Source organism: Micromonospora sp. WMMD712, assembly GCF_029581295.1.
GTDB classification, from domain to species: Bacteria; Actinomycetota; Actinomycetes; order Mycobacteriales; family Micromonosporaceae; genus Micromonospora; species Micromonospora carbonacea.
The window spans coordinates 3,965,773-3,981,479 of record NZ_CP120743.1; the positions used below are offsets into that span (position 1 = coordinate 3,965,773).

A 15,707-nucleotide genomic window follows, 5' to 3' on the forward strand; every position below is an offset into this window, starting at 1 on the left:
CCGCCGGGCCGAGCGCCCGGCCACAGGTGTTAACAGGGGCCCCCTGCTATGCAGAATGCGTTAACAGGGGGCCCTTCCTTACACGTAGGAGCCGGGTTCCGTGGGGGCCGAGACGACCGCCGGGTCCTCGCCCTCGCCCTCGGGCCGCACGATCTGGGCGCTCACCTTGTGCGGGCGCAGCTCGCCGCTGGCGATCCGCTCCGCGAAGTGGCAGGCGACCCGGCTGCCGCCGATCTCCCGCAGCGCCGGCCGCTCGTCGGCGCAGCGGGTCGGCTGGGCCCACGGGCAGCGGGTGTGGAAGCGGCAGCCCGACGGCGGGTTGGCCGGCGAGGGCAGGTCACCGGCGAGCAGGATGCGTTCCCGCCGGTCCTCCACGTCCGGGTCCGGCACGGGCACGGCCGACATGAGCGCCCGCGTGTACGGGTGCAGCGGCTCGCTGTAGAGCCGGTCGCTCGGCGCCTCCTCGACCAGCGCGCCCAGGTACATGACGCCGACGACGTCGGAGATGTGCTTGACCACGGCGAGGTCGTGCGCGATCACCAGGTACGTCAGGCCGAGGTTGTCCTGGAGCTCGTCGAGCAGGTTCACCACCTGGGCCTGGATGGAGACGTCCAGGGCGGAGACGGGCTCGTCGGCGACGATCAGCTCGGGGCCGAGCACGAGGGCCCGGGCGATGCCGATGCGCTGCCGCTGGCCGCCGGAGAACTCGTGCGGGTAGCGGGACAGCGCCCACCGGGGCAGCCCGACGGCGTCGAGGGTCTCGCCGATGATCCGCCGCCGGTCGTCGCGGTCGGTGCCGATGCCGTGGGTCTGCAATCCCTCGGTGAGGATCGACTCGACGTTCTGCCGGGGGTCGAGGCTCGACATCGGGTCCTGGAAGATCATCTGCATCCGGCGGCGCATGGTGCGCAGCTTCCCCGCCGCGAGGGTGGTCAGCTCGACGCCGTCGAAGCGGACCTCGCCGCCGGTGGGCGGGGTGAGCTGGAGCAGCGCCCGGCCGAGCGTGGACTTGCCGCAGCCGGACTCGCCGACCAGCCCGTACGTCTTGCCGCGCGGGATGCTCAGGTCGACGCCGTCGACGGCCTTGACGTGGCCGACGACCCGGTCGAGGATCAGCCCCCGCTTGATCGGGAAGTGCACCTTCAGGTCGCGCACCTCGACGAGGATGTCGCTCTCGGTCACGGCTTCTCCTCCTCGCGCGGTGCGGGCACCGGGCCGCCGGTCGCGTCGGTGGCCGGTGCCGGCGCGCCGGCACCTGTCGCCGCCGGGGGAAGCGTGCCGGGGACCGGGGGTGGGTTGACGCACCGGTAGCTGCGGCCGTCGTAGGTGAGCGTCAGCTCCGGCGGCCCGCCCACGCACTCGTCGACGCGACGGGTGCAGCGCGGGGCGAAGGCGCAGCCGTCCGGCCAGGCCAGCACGTCCCGCACGGAGCCGGGGATGGGGTTGAGCCGTTCGCCGCGCCCGGCGTCCAGGCGCGGCACCGAGCCGAGCAACCCCACGGTGTACGGGTGCCGCGGCTCGCGGAACAGCGGGCGGCGGCGGGCCGTCTCCACCACCCGGCCGGCGTACAGCACGTTGATCGTGTCGCACATGCCGGCGACAACCCCGAGGTCGTGGGTGATCATCACGAGCGCGGTGCCGGAGTCCCGGACCAGTTCCTTGAGCAGCTCCAGGATCTGCGCCTGGATGGTGACGTCGAGCGCGGTGGTCGGCTCGTCGGCGATGAGCAGCCGGGGCTGGCAGGCCACCGCCATGGCGATCAGGGCCCGCTGCCGCATGCCGCCGGAGAGCTGGTGCGGGTATTCCTTGAGCCGGCGGCGCGGGTCGGGGATGCCGACCCGGTCGAGCAGGTCGGCGGCCTCCTTCTGGGCCGCCTCCCCCTTCATTCCCCGGTGCCGGGTGAGCACCTCGGTCACCTGGAGCCCGATCGGGATCACCGGGTTCAGCGAGGAGAGCGGGTCCTGGAAGATCATCGCGACGTCCCGGCCCCGGATGTCGCGCCGGGACCGGTCGTCGAGCTGGAGCAGGTCCGTGCCGTCGAAGACGGCCTTGCCGCCGACCCGCAGGCCGGGCTGCTTCGGCAGCAGACCCATGATCGCCAGCGACGTGACGCTCTTGCCGCAGCCGGACTCGCCGACGAGGCCGACCACCTCGCCCGCGTCGACGGAGAAGGAGACCCCGTCGACGGCGTGCACGGTGCGCTGACCGCGCCGGGCGAAGGTGACGGAGAGGTCGTCCACTTCGAGCAGTGCCATTATCGGCCTTCCGTTTGCGACTGCGGGGCCCGCAGGCCCACTCCTCGCGCTGCACACACGACAGCCGACCTACTTCCGCAGCTTCGGGTCGAGGGCCTCGCGCATCGCCTCGCCGAGCAGGGTGAAGCCGAGCGCGGTGACGATGATGGCGAGGGCGGGCAGGATGGCGAGCCGGGGCGCGGCGTCGAGGTAGCGCTGCGCGTCGGCGAGCATCACGCCCCACTCGGGGATGGACGCGTCGTTGTTGCCGAGGCCGAGGAACGACAGCGCCGCGGCCTCGATGATCGCGGTGGCCAGGGTCAGCGTCGCCTGGACGATGACCGGGGCGAGCGAGTTCGGCACCACGTGGGTCAGGGCGATCTTCGGCTTCCGCACGCCCAGCGACGTCGCGGCGAGCACGTAGTCGCTGTTCGACTGGGAGATCATCGACCCGCGCAGCAGCCGGGCGAAGACCGGCACGGACACCACGCCGACCGCGATCATGACGGTGGTGAGGCCGGCACCGAGCAGCGCGGCGATGCTGATCGCCAGCAGCAGGCTCGGCATGGCCAGCAGCATGTCGACGAACCGCATGAGGGTGTTGTCGACGGCCCGGCCCCACTTGCCGCCGAGGCCGGCGCTGGCCCCGGCGATGCCGCCGATGAGCGACCCGACGGCCAGGCCGATCAGCGTGGAGACCACGCCGACGAGCAGGGTCTGCCGGGCACCGACGATCATGCGGCTGAACTCGTCGCGGCCGATGTGGTCGACGCCGAACCAGTTGTCGGCCCGGGGGCCCGGGAAGTAGCCGATGTTGTCCCGGATCTCGCCCTTCCACAGCTGGGCGTCGGCCGGGTAGGGGACGAGGAACGGGCCGACGATGGCGATCAGCAGGAACAGGGCCAGGATGACCGCGCCGACGATCGCGGCCGGGTTGCGCCGCAGCCGGCGGAACGCCTCCCGCCAGAGGCTCACGCCGCGCTCGTCGTCCCGGGCGGCCAGCTCGGCGAGCCGGTCGATCTTCTCGCGCTTCTTGCCGGGGCTGATCGTCATCGCACCCTCACCCTCGGGTCGATCACGCTGTAGGAGAGGTCCACGAGGAGGTTCACCAGCACGTACACCACCGCGATGATCAGGATGAAGCCCATCAGCACGGGATAGTCGCGCTGGCTGATCGCCTCGGCGACGAACGCCCCGATGCCGCTGAAGGCGAAGACGGTCTCGGTCAGCACCGCGCCGGAGAGCAGCCCGCCGGTGAGCAGGCCGATCGAGGTGACCACGGGGAGCATGGCGTTGCGCAGCACGTGCCGGCGGCGGACCGTCGACTCGGTGAGGCCCTTGGCCTCGGCGGTGCGGACGAAGTCCTCGTTGAGCACCTCCAGCACGCTGGCCCGGGTGATCCGGACGATGATCGCCAGGGGGATGCTCGCCAGCGCGAGGCCCGGCAGCACCAGGTGCCAGAGGGCGTCGGCGGCGGCGTCCCACTCCCGGGTCATCAGCCCGTCGAGGACGAAGAAGTTGGTGATCCGGGTCGCCCCGAGGGTCGGGTCCTGCCGGCCGCTGGACGGGAACCAGCCGAGGTTCTCCGAGAAGAGGGCCTTGAGCACGTACGCGAGGAAGAACACCGGGATGCAGATGCCGATCAGCGAGCCGCCGACCGACAGGTGGTCGAACAGCCGGCCCCGGCGGCGGGCGGCCAGGTAGCCCAGCGGGATGCCGATGCCGATGGCGATGACCATGGCCATCACGGTCAGCTCGACGGTGCCGGGGAACCGCTCGAAGAACTCGGTGACGACCGGGCGCTTGGTGGAGGTCGAGGTGCCCAGGTCCAGTTTGATCAGTCGCCGGACGAACCGGCCGTACTGGATCAGGATCGGCTCGTCGAGGCCGAGGTTGCGGCGGATGGCGGCGCGCATCTCCGGGGTGCCGCGCTCGCCGAGGATGGCGGTCTCGGGGCCGCCGGGCAGCCGCCGGAGCCAGATGAACAGCAGGAGGGAGAGCCCGAACAGCGTCGGTATGAGCTGGAGCAGGCGTCTGACGATGAACCGGAACACGGCGGCCTCGAAGGGGGTACGGAGGGCTGCGGGCGGGCGCCGTGGGTAACGGCGCCCGCCCGTGGTCCTTGCGTCAGGTCAGGACTTGAACTCGGCGGTTCCGAACCGCTCGTCGGTGAGCGGGCTCGCCTTGATCCCGGTCACGTCCTTGCCGAACACGATCGCCGGCGGCGAGTGCGAGATCGGCACACCCGGCAGCAGGTCCATGATCGCCTTGTTGAGGGCCTTGTACTTCTCCACCCGGGCCGCCTGGTCGGCGGTGGTGTCCGCGTCCTTGAACTGGGCGAAGAGCTGGGCGTTGTTGAAGCCCCACTCGTCCTTCGGCCGGTCGAAGAACGTGCCGATGAAGTTGTAGGCGTCGCCGTAGTCACCGGTCCAGCCGAGGAAGTGCAGGTCGTGCTTGCTGCCGGAGGTGGTGGCGTTCAGGTAGTCGGGGCTCCACTTCAGCGGGATCGCCTCGACGTTGATGCCGACCGCCTTGAGGTCCGCCGAGAGCAGCTCGAAGATGTCCTTCGGGTTCGGCATGTACGGCCGGGTGACCTCGGTCGGGTAGTGGAACTTCAGCGTCAGGTTCGACGCGCCGGCCTCGGCCAGCAGCGCCTTGGCCTTCTCCGGGTTGTAGTCGTACTTGGTGACGTCGCCGTTGAAGCCCTCGACGGTGTCGGGCATGAAGTTCAGCGCGACCTTCGCGCCCGGGGGCAGCTTCGAGTCGACAAGCGCCTGCCGGTTGAGCGCGTGCGCGATCGCCTGCCGGACCTTGAGGTCGGCGAGCTTCGGGTTGCCCTTCTGGTTGATGGCCAGGTAGAGCACGTTGAACGCCGGGCGGGTGAGGACGTTGAAGCCCTCGGTCTTCAGCGGCTCGACGTCGGCCGGGCCGACCAGGTCGTACCCCTGGATGTCGCCGGAGCGCAGCGCCTGCTTGCGCGCGTTCTCGTCGGAGATGGTCTTGAAGATCAGGGTCTTCAGCTTGGCCTTGGCGCCGTAGTAGTCGTCGTTGCGCTCGATGGTGAGCGTCTTGTTGGCGACGTCCCAGGACTTGAACTTGAACGGGCCGGTGCCGGTCGGGTGCTCCGTCGCGTACGGCGGGTACTTGATGTCCTCGGCGGTGCCGCCGACGTTGCTGGCGTCGTACTGCTGGAGCGCCTTCGGGCTGTGGATCGAGAACGAGGGCAGCATCAGCGCGGCCGGGATCTTGCTGGAGACCCGGGTGAACGCCAGGTCCACGGTGGTGGCGTCCTTGGCGGTGCAGGACTTGAAGAGGCTCGGCGGCAGCTCCGGGTCCTCGTTCTTGGCGAAGCCGCCCATGACGTCCTGCCAGTACGCGGTCACGTCGGGGCTCTGCATGAGGCCCTTCGCGTTGTACCAGCGGTCGAAGTTGGCGCAGACGGCCTCGGCGTTGAAGTCGGTGCCGTCGTGGAACTTCACGCCGGAACGGAGCTTGAACGTCCACGTGGTGCCGGCGGCGTCCGGGGTCCAGGACTCGGCCAGCCCCGGGGTGACCTTGGTGCCACCCTCCTCCGGCCGGACCAGCGTCTCGAAGACCTGGCGTGCCACGCGCAGCGACTCGCCGTCGCTGGCGAAGCTGGGGTCGAGGACCTTCGGGTCGCCGGCGACGCCGAAGACCATGGTGTCCTTCTTGCTACCGCCGGAGTTGTCATCGCGGTTGCTCTCGGCGCAGCCTGCTACCGCGAGGGCCGCGACCGCGACGGCCGCGACAGCGACCTTCGGCCTGGGTGCACGCATGGGTGCTTCACCTCGTCCTTGGGGGTACGGACAACGTGGTGACAGGGGTCACCGATGGGCGTGACCTTAGCTCCCGTTCGGACCGGCCCGAAACCGCCAGGGCAAGGGTTGGTATCGGATCGTGTCCCAGCCACGACACGGCCGAAGAATCTACGGCGAACAACGGGTTTCGCCGAACGATCCGAAACCGCGATGCCAAACTGTTACGTCGCCCCTGCCCCTGAGGGCACCTGGTGTCAGACCGCCCGACGCCCCTCGAACGCGCGGCCGAGGGTGATCTCGTCGGCGTACTCCAGGTCGCCGCCCACCGGCAGGCCGCTGGCGAGCCGGGTCACCGAGATGCCCATCGGCTTGACCATCAGCGCCAGGTACGTCGCCGTCGCCTCGCCCTCGGTGTTCGGGTCGGTGGCCAGGATCAGCTCCCGCACCGCGCCGCCGCCCAGCCGGGTCATCAGCTCGCGGATGCGCAGGTTGTCCGGCCCGATCCCCTCCAGCGGATTGATCGCCCCGCCGAGCACGTGGTAGCGCCCCCGGAACTCACCCGTGCGCTCGATCGCCACCACGTCCTTGGGCTCCTCGACCACGCACAGCACCTCGTCGCTGCGGCGCGGGTCGCGGCAGATCCGGCACTGCTCGGACTCGGCGACGTTGTAGCAGGTGGTGCAGAAGCGCACCAGGTCCTTGACCTTGCGCAGCGCGCCGGCCAGCCGGTTGATGTCGGCCGGGTCCGCCGACAGGACGTGGAAGGCGATCCGCTGCGCGCTCTTCGGGCCCACGCCCGGCAGCCGCCCCAGCTCGTCGATCAGATCCTGGATGGCACCTTCGTACATCTGCGTCGGCCGGCTCAGAAGCCGGGCAGGCCGAGGCCGCCCATCCCGCCCGCGACCGGGCCCATCTTCTGCTCCGTCAGCGCCCGGGCGGCCTCGGCGGCGTTGTGCAGCGCGGCGACCACCAGGTCCTCCAGCGTCTCCACGTCCTCCGGGTCGACCGCCTTCGGGTCGATCTTGATGCTCTTCACGTCGCCGGAGCCGGAGACCGTCACGGCGACCAGGCCGCCCCCGGCGGTGCCAATCAGCTCGGCCTCGGCAAGCTCGGCCTGGGCCTTGGCGATCTGCTGCTGCATCTTCTGCGCCTGCTTCAGCATCTGCTGCATGTTCGGCTGTCCACCTGGGCGCACGGATGGCTCCTTCTCGCACTCGTCTGCTCGGCCGCGCCCAGCCTAACCGGGGCGCAGACTGCTGCCTGGCACGGGCGACGCCCGCGTCAGCGGGCGTCCACCTCGTCAATCTTCTCCGCGCCGAACGCCTCCCGGAGCAGCTGCACCGCCTGCTCCTCGCTGGACTGCCGGGCCGTCCGCTCGTCGATCACCTCGTCGAGCGGCTCGTCGCCCGGGTCGAAGCCCTCGTAGGTCGGGGCGGCCGACGCCGCCGGGCCCGGGCGGCCACCGCCGCGCACCGGCCCGTCGAAGTCCGGGTCGTAGGGCGGCTCGCCCGCCCAGTCAGCCTCCGCGGTCTTGCGGGCCCCGTTCTGGGTACGCGGACCGCGGCCGGCCGCCGCAGCCCGCGCGGCGGCGAGCCCGCTGCCGGCAGCGGGAGCCCTGCCGCCCGGGGCCGCGCCGTTGGCCGGCGCGGCAGGGGCGGCACCACGCGCGGCGGCTCCGTTGGCCGGCGTCGCCGCAGCGGCACCGTTGGCCGCAGCGCCGTTGGCGGTGCCATTGCCCGCAGCGCCGTTGGGCGACGTCGTCGGGGGGGCGGCATGCGCGGCGGCGGCCGGGGCGGGCCCGCCGGACGGCGGCGCGGCGGCGAAGCCGCCCGGGCGGGCCGGCTCCGGCCAGTCGTCGCCGGCCGGCGCGCCCGCGGCGGGAGCGGCGGCGGCCCCGCCGGGGCGGGCCGGCTCGGGCCACTCCTCGTCAGCGCCGGCGACACCGCCGCCTCCGGCGGGGCCGGGCGCGGCACCGGCCGCCGGGCGGGCGGCGTTCGTGGCGGATGCGGGGGGCGCGGGCGGGGCCGGCGCGGGGCGGGGCGGGGCGGGGGCGGACCCCCGGGAGCCGCCCGGCGACCCGCCGCCCCGCTCGCCGGCCACCTCGCAGCGCACCTGCCAGCGCCCGCCGAACTCCTCGTAGAGCGCCTCGGCCAGCACCGACGTGTGGTTGCCCATCATCTGCGCGAGCACCGGAGACTTGACGGTCAGCACCAGGGTGTCGCCGTCCACGTCACGGACCACCGCGTCGCGCATCAGCGCGGCGGCCGGCTTCTTGATCCGGTTGACCTTCGCGACGATGTCCGGCCAGACCCGGCGCACCGCGACGGCGTCCAGCGGGCCCGCCGCAGCCGCGCCGGGGCGGGGCGGGGCGGGGGTCGCCGGGTCGGGCATCACCGCCTCCGGCGGGACCTCCCGCCGGGGCGCGGTCGGAGCGGGAGCGGCCGGGGCGGGGCCTGCGGACACCGGAGCCGCCGCCGCAGCGGCCACGGACGGCGGGGCGGCCGACGAAGCCGGGGCGGTCGCCGGGGCGGCGGACGCCGCAGCCGGCGCGGGGTGCGCGGCAGCCGCCGCAGGCGGGGCGGGCTGCTCTTGGCGTACCGCCGGGGCGGTGGCGACCGGCGCGGAGCCGGCGGCGGCCGGCGGCAGCTCGACGGCACCCAGGGTGAGCCGGCGCTCCATCCGCTCCAGGCGCTGGAGCAGGCCGCCGGTGGAGTCGTCCGCACCCGGCAGCAGCATGCGGGCGCAGATCAGCTCCAGCAGCAGCCGGGGCGCGGTGGTGCCGCGCATGGCCACCAGGCCGTCGTGCACGATGTCGGCGCACCGGGACAGGGTCGCCGGGCCGAGCCGCTGCGCCTGGGCGGTCATCCGCTCGATCTGGTCGGCCGGGCCGTCGATCAGGCCCTTCTCGGCGGCGTCGGGCACCTGCTGGAGGACGATCAGGTCGCGCAGCCGCTCCAGCAGGTCCGAGGCGAAGCGGCGCGCGTCGTGCCCGGCCTCGGCCACCCGGTCCACGGTCGCGTACGCCGCCGCGCCGTCGCCGGCCGCGAGGGCGTCGCACATCTCGTCGAGCAGCCCCGAGTCGGTGACGCCGAGCAGCGCGGCGGCCCGGGGATAGGTGACCCCCTCCGGGCCCGCGCCCGCGATGAGCTGGTCGAGCACGGAGAGGCTGTCCCGGGCGCTGCCGCCGCCCGCGCGCACCACCAGCGGGAAGACCGCCGGGTCGACCGTCACGCCTTCGGCCTCGGTGAGCTGCTCCAGGTAGGGGCGCAGCGTCTTCGGCGGGATCAGCCGGAACGGGTAGTGGTGGGTCCGCGACTTGATCGTGCCGAGGACCTTCTCCGGCTCGGTGGTGGCGAAGATGAACTTGACGTACTCCGGGGGCTCCTCGACCAGCTTGAGCAGGGCGTTGAAGCCGGCCGACGAGACCATGTGCGCCTCGTCGATGACGTAGATCTTGAACCGGCTGCGGGCCGGCGCGAAGAACGCCTTCTCGCGCAGCTCGCGGGCATCGTCGACGCCGCCGTGGCTGGCCGCGTCGATCTCGATGACGTCGATCGAGCCCGACCCGTCGGTGGCCAGCGAGCGGCACGAGTCACACTGCCCGCACGGCTCCGGCGTCGGCCCCTGCTCACAGTTGAGCGAGCGGGCCAGGATGCGGGCGCTGGAGGTCTTGCCGCAGCCGCGCGGCCCGGAGAAGAGGTACGCGTGGTTGAGCCGGCCGCTGCGCAGTGCCTGCGACAGCGGCTCGGTGACGTGCTCCTGGCCGATGACCTCGGCGAAGGTGCGCGGCCGGTACTTGCGGTAGAGCGCCAGTGTCACGCGTCCCGCCTCCTCTCGACCGAGCCATTCTGCGCCGGTCGGGCGCGGGTGACCACCCACCACCCCGTGCCCCGGCCGGCACTCTGGCCGGCACCTGGCCTGCGGCGTACGGTAGCGGTGCCCGGAGACAAAAAGGCCTCCCGTGCACCCGGCAGAGCTCGCTTATCCTTGCTGCCTTCCGGCCCTGGGGAGGTTCACGAGATACCGCCGCACGGGAGGTGACACCCACCCTACCCGACGCCCGGTCGATCTTCGGGGGGTGGTGGGGTGGCCGGGGCGCGGGGGACCTGTATCCTGTCCCACGGAGGATTCGCCTAGAGGCCTAGGGCGCACGCTTGGAAAGCGTGTTGGGTTAACACCCTCACGAGTTCGAATCTCGTATCCTCCGCTCACCCGAGCAGCACGGACGACAGGGTCGGCTCCCCCACGGGACCGACCCTGAGTCGTCTCCACGGTCCTGCCGTCTCCCGCGCCCCGCCCCGGGTCGGCCGTTCGGCCGGGTGGGCTGCCCGGTCGGCGGCCGACCCGCCCGTTCGCCTGGTTATGGGCGTTGATCTATCCCCCTAGCGTGTCGGGGCGTCCAACAACGAGCGGGGGTTCTGTGTTGCGTCGGATGACGACACGTCGAAAGACAACGGCAGGGGTGTCGGCCCTGGCCGTGCTGGCCGGGCTGGCGGTCGGTGCGCCCGCGCGGGCCGCCGACGAGTTCGGCACCATCACCAGGGAGGGCATCGCCCTCCAGTATCACCGGGTGGCGAAGGCGGTGACCCCGGTGAAGGGGACGGGTGCCACCCGGTCCGACTTCGACGGCGACGGCCGCGACGACCTGGCGGCCTCGGGCGACCCCTTCGAGACCAGTCTGCCCCAGTATCCGACCGGTGTGGTGGTCGTGCGGTACTCGTCGGCGCCGCAGGTCGACTACTTCTTCGGCGTCCTGTCGTCGGAGGGCGGCTGCGGCTGCTTCGGCACCGCGCTGGCGGCGGGCGACTTCAACGGCGACGGCTACGACGACCTGGTGATCGGCGACTCGGACGAGGTGGACCCGCGCAACAAGACCCACGCGGGCGGGGTCTGGGTCATCCCGGGCAGCGCCTCGGGCCTGGTGGTCGGCGCGGCCGGGCACTTCAACCAGAGCTCGCCGAACGTGCAGGGCGAGCCGGAGAGCTACGACCGGTTCGGCGGCGCGCTCGCCACCGGCGACATCAACGGCGACGGCCGCGACGACCTGGCGATCGGCGCGTACGGGGAGGCGATCGGGGACAAGGCGGACGCCGGTTCGGTCTACGTCCTGTTCGGCGGGTCGGGTGGGCTCACGGCCACCGGCTCCCAGTATCTCCAGCAGGACCAGGCTGCGGTGCCGGGCTCGGCCGAGCGCAACGACCACTTCGGCTTCTCGCTCGCGATCGGCAAGGTCGACAACAACAGGTACGCGGACCTGGTCATCGGCGCGCCGCACGAGAACGACGGCACGTCCTGGGACGGCAGCGGCATGGTCACCCTGATGTGGGGCTCGGCGAGCGGCGTGTCGACCACGGGCGCGACGTCGGTGACCGGCGCGGCGGTGCACCCGGCGACGGGCGACGAGTTCACGATCGCCTGGTACCTGGGCGAGACCCTGGCGGTCGGCGACGTGAACGGCGACGGGCTGGGCGAGGTGATCGCCGGTGCGCCCAGCGCGCAGACCCCGGACATCACGGGCGGGCTCATCGCCGCGTTCACGGGCCGGTCCGGCGGCCTGTCCGCCAGCGCCGTAAAGATCATCACGCAGCGCACGGCGGGCGTGCCGGGTGATCCGGAGGCCGAGGACCGCTTCGGTGGCTCGCTCGCGGTCGGCGACGTGACCGGCGACGGCAGGGCGGACGTGCTGGTCGGCGTGCCCGGCGAGGACATCGGCTCGACGGACAGCGCCGGCATGATCGTCCTGCTGAAGGGCTCCTCCTCGGGTCTGACCGGCACCGGGGCGCAGGGCTTCGACCAGAACCACTCGGTGGTGCCGGGCTCGGCCGAGCGCGGGGATGTGTTCGGGGCCTCGGTCGCTCTGCTGAACCTCGACGGCACCGGCGCGCTGGACGCCGTCGTGGCGTCGACCGGCGAGGAGGTGGCGTCGGACACGGCGGGCTACCCGTCGGGGTCGATCGCCTCGTTCTTCGGGTCCAGCGGCGGGCTCGTGCCGCAGACGACCTCGTGGAGCGGCGCGTCGCTGCGCACCGACCGCGCCTGGCCCCACCGCTACGGCATGCGCATCGCCGGGCCGCAGAGCGGCGGCTCGTTCTACTGATCCGGGTACCGCCCGCGTTGGAGGAAGGGCCGGCCCCCGCCCGGGGCCGGCCCTTCCTCCACGTCCGCACCGGCCCGGCGTCGGCAAGGGGGTGCGTTCGGTACGGTCCGGGGCAGCGCCGGCACGCCACGCCCGGTCGTACACATGTTCTATCCACAGCCTGTGGACGGGCGGAGGTCCCGATGAGTTACCAGCTCAGCGCGGTGGTGGCCGATGTCGAGCTGCTCCGCGAGCGGACCGCCGACCTGGACCACGCGGTGCTCGCCGCGCTGCGGCAGGACTTCGCGCTGCTGCCGGTCACCCCGCAGCTCGTGCAGGAGCTGACCGGGGCGCTGCCGGACTTCGCCGCCACGGAGCCGGGCCCGGAGCAGCCGTTCGAGCTGGTGCTGTCGCCGGCCCTGGCGGGGCTGTTCGCCGGGTGGTCCCGGTCGGGGCCGGTGGCCTACCTGGAGGCGGAGTTCTCGGGTGGCCTCGGCCGGCAGGCGTCGGTGGTGTGGCTGGCCGGCGCGGTGAGCTGGGGGCCGTGCTTCGACGACGTGTTGGACGCCCCGCGCGGGCAGTGGCCGCTGAACGCGGCGCTGACCCGCATCGGCGCGGAGCCGGGGCGGTGGATCGACCCGTTCGCCGAGCTGGGCCTGCACCTGGAGCGGAACACGGCCGGCTGGCTGGCGCACGGGCGGCGCGGGCTGACCGCCGACTACTGGGACGAGCTGGCCGAGGAGTGGGAACTCGGGGAATCCGGCGCTCGGCAGCAACCTGAGCGCCCCGGGGCCGTTGGGGACTGGGGGATTCCATGAAATTCAGACAATTCGTTTTCATTGCGACACTGCTCGCGGCTGCCTCGATCGCCGGCAGCGGCGTACGTCCACAGGGGCCGGTCGACGCCGGGGGCGACGCGCGCCCGCCCGGCCCGCCGCCCGACGCCGGCCGGTCGGCCGTCGACGAGGCCGCCGACGAGGTCGTCGACCTCAACGGCCTGCCCGACGTCGAGTTCGGCGACACCGAACAGGAGCTGGCGCGGCGCGGGATGCTGGCGTCCGACGTGGACACCTGCGGGCCCACGCTCGTCGGCCACGGCGCGGTCAGCCCGATCTTCGTCGACGACCGGCTGGTGCTGCTCTGGCTCGACGACCCGGCCCACACGGCGGAGCGGATCGACGTCCGCACCCCGCAGGGCATCGGCGTCGGCACGCCGGTCGAACAGGTCCGCGCCCGCTACCGGTCGGTCAGCCCGCTCGACGCGCCCCGGCGGACGTACCGGTTCGACGGGCTGCTGGCCCGCAGCGGCGACCGCGCGTACCTCTTCCTGCACGACGGGCGCACGGTCCGGAAGATCATCGCCGGGTACGCCGACTGGGCCCGCCGCCTCTTCGCCGAGGGCTACGGCCCCTGCTGAACCGAGGCCACGGCCCCCGCTGAGCCGAGCGCTCCGGCTGCTCCTGACGGCCTGACCGACGCGTATCCGATCATGGGTTGTGCGGACGCGGGCCGGACGGTAGAGACGACGCATGCGTCGGGTAACCACGGTCGTCCTCTCGGTGGTCTGCGTGACCCTGCTGGGCGTCGTCACGAACGTCGCCACCGGGGCGCTGCCCGACGGGTGGACGCCGCACCTGTGGCTCGCCTGGCCGGCGCTCGCCGTGGTGGTCGTGGCGCTGATGGTGGTCGAGATCCGGCGGTCCCGCGAGCCCACGCCGGCCACCGGCGTGGCCGCCGCGCACGCCCGCCGGGTCCTGCTCGACCGGGTACGCCGGTACTGGATCAGCAGCGTGCTGGACCGTTCCCTGCACCAGGAGGCCCGGATCCAGCTCGGCGTCACCGCGTCGGCCGACGACCGGCGGTACCCGTGGACGCTGCGGGCCACCCACCGTGGCGGCTTCACCGGCGTGCTCGACGGGGGCGCGTCCGTGGCCGGCCTCTTCGAGCGGCTCGACCGCGCCGTGGTGATCCTCGGCGCGCCCGGCTCCGGCAAGACGACCACCCTGCTCGAACTCGCCCGGGAGCTGGTCGACGCGGCAGAGCGGGACCCGGACGTCCCGATCCCGGTGGTGCTGAACCTGTCGTCGTGGGCCACCCGACGCCTGCCGCTGGAGCAGTGGCTCGCCGCCGAGCTGACCGAGCGCTACGGCATCCCGCCCCGGCAGGCGACCGCCTGGATCGAGGTCGGGGCGGTGCTGCCCCTGCTCGACGGCCTCGACGAGGTCGTCGCGGCCCGCCGCGACGAGTGCGCGGCGGCGATCGCCGTGTTCCACGCCAGGCAGCCGCTCACCCCGATCGCGGTCTGCTGCCGCGAGTCGGAGTACCGGGAGCTCCGCACCAGCCTGCCCGTCTACGGCACGGTGACGATCCAGCCGCTGAACCGGCCGCAGATCGAGCGGTACCTGGACCGCTCCGGGCCCGCCCTCGCCGGCCTGCGGGCCGCCCTCGCCGCCGACGAGGGCCTGTGGGAGTTCACCGGGTCACCCCTGCTGCTCGCCATCATGGGACTGGCCTACGCCGACGGTCCCGGCCCGACCGACGGCCCCGGCGGTCGCCGCACCCGCCTCTTCGCCCGGTACGTCGAGACGATGCTGCGGCACCGCCCGCACCCGGCGTACCGGCCGGATCAGGCCGTCCAGTATCTGACGGTGCTCGGCCACCAGTTGCGGAAGCGGCAGCAGAGCATCTTCGTGCTGGACCTGGTCGCCCCGACCTGGTCGCCGTTCTGGGCCGGGCGCAGCGCCGACCTGCTCAGCCGGGCGTTGGCCGGCGTCGCCGTGGGCGGGGTGGTCACCCTGCTCGGGGCCGCCCTGATCGGTTGGCCCGGCCTCGTGGTGGGGCTGGCAGCCGCGACGCTGACCCTGCTCGCCCTCGTCCGCGACGAGTACGACGACCTCGAACTGATCGCCTCCCGGGAACGGCGGCCAGAGGACCGGCGGCCCCTCCGGGTCAACTGGGTGACCGACACCGCCGACGAACTACGCGACGTGGCCGGCAACGTCGGCGTCGGGTGGGCGGCCGTCGCCGCGGCCCTCCTGGTCGGGCTGGCCTTCGGCCTCACCGACGAGCTGCGCGGCTGGCCGGGCCTGCTCGCCGACTTCGCGCACTGGTTCGGGATGCTGCTGGCCACCCTGCTCGCCCTGGCCTTCACCCGCGCCATGCTGTTCGACCTCTACCTGGTCGGCCCGCCCGGCGGCGCGCCGCGCCGCGAGATCCCGAGCCCCGCCCTGCGGCAGCGGCTCCGCTTCGCCGCGACCGGCGCGCCGCTGCTGGGCGTCGTCACCGGCGCCCTCGGCGGGCTGCCCGTCGGCCTGGCCCGCACCGGTGCCGACGGCCTCCGGTACGGGGTGGTCGTCGGCGCGTTCGCCGCGTCGTACCTGCTGGTGGCCGTCGCGCTCGGGCCACTGGCCGAGCAGTGGCTGGTCCGGCGGCGGCTCGCCCGCGACGGCGTCGTGCCCCGGCCGCTGCGGCCGTTCCTCGACTACGCCGTGCAGTGCCTGTTCCTGCGGGACGTCGGCGACGGCTACATCTTCGTCCACCGGGAGTTGCTGGAGTTCTTCGCCGACCGGCTGACCACGTCCGACGCCCGGGCGCTCCCCCGCCCGTGAGATCGGGTTA

12 protein-coding genes, 1 tRNA gene and 1 other RNA gene are annotated in these 15,707 nt (G+C 73.1%); 5 read left to right on the plus strand and 9 right to left on the minus strand.

Going from position 1 to position 15,707, the window contains the following annotated elements; translation table 11 throughout:
* Window positions 1-78: 78 nt before the first annotated feature.
* The 9 genes from O7633_RS17090 to ffs all read right to left on the minus strand — a co-directional run bounded on the left by O7633_RS17090 (window position 79) and on the right by ffs (window position 10,053).
* Window positions 79-1,182, minus strand: a complete 1,104-nt coding sequence (locus O7633_RS17090; RefSeq protein ID WP_043964893.1) for an oligopeptide/dipeptide ABC transporter ATP-binding protein — start codon at window positions 1,180-1,182, stop codon at window positions 79-81.
* Window positions 1,179-2,255: an ABC transporter ATP-binding protein gene (locus O7633_RS17095; protein WP_282323125.1), complete on the minus strand. Its 1,077-nt coding sequence runs from the start codon at window positions 2,253-2,255 to the stop codon at window positions 1,179-1,181. Before O7633_RS17095 ends, O7633_RS17090 begins: the two co-directional genes overlap by 4 nt.
* 69 nt (window positions 2,256-2,324) lie before the next feature.
* A complete protein-coding gene (locus O7633_RS17100) occupies window positions 2,325-3,287 on the minus strand; it encodes an ABC transporter permease (RefSeq protein WP_077937956.1) in 963 nt (320 codons plus the stop codon).
* On the minus strand, window positions 3,284-4,288 hold the full coding sequence (locus O7633_RS17105) for an ABC transporter permease (RefSeq protein ID WP_074472204.1): 1,005 nt from the start codon (window positions 4,286-4,288) through the stop codon (window positions 3,284-3,286). The genes O7633_RS17100 and O7633_RS17105 overlap by 4 nt, the downstream gene beginning before the upstream one ends.
* 78 nt (window positions 4,289-4,366) lie before the next feature.
* Window positions 4,367-6,031 carry an ABC transporter substrate-binding protein gene (locus O7633_RS17110; RefSeq protein ID WP_074472203.1) on the minus strand — a complete coding sequence of 555 codons (1,665 nt, stop codon included), beginning with the start codon at window positions 6,029-6,031 and terminating at the stop codon, window positions 4,367-4,369.
* 236 nt (window positions 6,032-6,267) lie between these two features.
* A complete protein-coding gene (gene recR, locus O7633_RS17115) occupies window positions 6,268-6,861 on the minus strand; it encodes a recombination mediator RecR (RefSeq protein ID WP_043964885.1) in 594 nt (197 codons plus the stop codon).
* A 14-nt stretch (window positions 6,862-6,875) separates the two neighbouring features.
* On the minus strand, window positions 6,876-7,184 hold the full coding sequence (locus O7633_RS17120; RefSeq protein WP_282328587.1) for a YbaB/EbfC family nucleoid-associated protein: 309 nt from the start codon (window positions 7,182-7,184) through the stop codon (window positions 6,876-6,878).
* 110 nt (window positions 7,185-7,294) lie between these two features.
* Entirely contained in the window at window positions 7,295-9,832 is a 2,538-nt protein-coding gene (locus O7633_RS17125; RefSeq protein ID WP_282323126.1) for a DNA polymerase III subunit gamma and tau, read from the minus strand.
* Between the two features lie 131 nt (window positions 9,833-9,963).
* An RNA gene (gene ffs, locus O7633_RS17130) (signal recognition particle sRNA small type) lies at window positions 9,964-10,053 on the minus strand.
* 82 nt (window positions 10,054-10,135) lie between these two features.
* On the opposite strand from ffs, the gene O7633_RS17135 reads away from it, so the two are divergent.
* From O7633_RS17135 to O7633_RS17155, 5 genes are all read left to right on the plus strand, one after another.
* Window positions 10,136-10,220, plus strand: a tRNA-Ser gene (locus tag O7633_RS17135).
* Window positions 10,221-10,445: 225 nt separating this feature from the next.
* Entirely contained in the window at window positions 10,446-12,110 is a 1,665-nt protein-coding gene (locus O7633_RS17140; RefSeq protein ID WP_282323127.1) for an FG-GAP-like repeat-containing protein, read from the plus strand.
* 182 nt (window positions 12,111-12,292) lie between these two features.
* A complete protein-coding gene (locus O7633_RS17145) occupies window positions 12,293-12,907 on the plus strand; it encodes a hypothetical protein (RefSeq protein WP_282323128.1) in 615 nt (204 codons plus the stop codon).
* The gene (locus O7633_RS17150) at window positions 12,904-13,506 is read left to right on the plus strand and encodes a hypothetical protein (RefSeq protein WP_178066700.1); all 603 of its coding nucleotides are present in this window, start codon (window positions 12,904-12,906) and stop codon (window positions 13,504-13,506) included. Before O7633_RS17145 ends, O7633_RS17150 begins: the two co-directional genes overlap by 4 nt.
* Window positions 13,507-13,618: 112 nt before the next feature.
* Window positions 13,619-15,697, plus strand: coding sequence for an NACHT domain-containing protein (locus O7633_RS17155; protein ID WP_282323129.1), 2,079 nt, complete (start codon window positions 13,619-13,621; stop codon window positions 15,695-15,697).
* The last annotated feature ends 10 nt before the right edge of the window (window positions 15,698-15,707 follow it).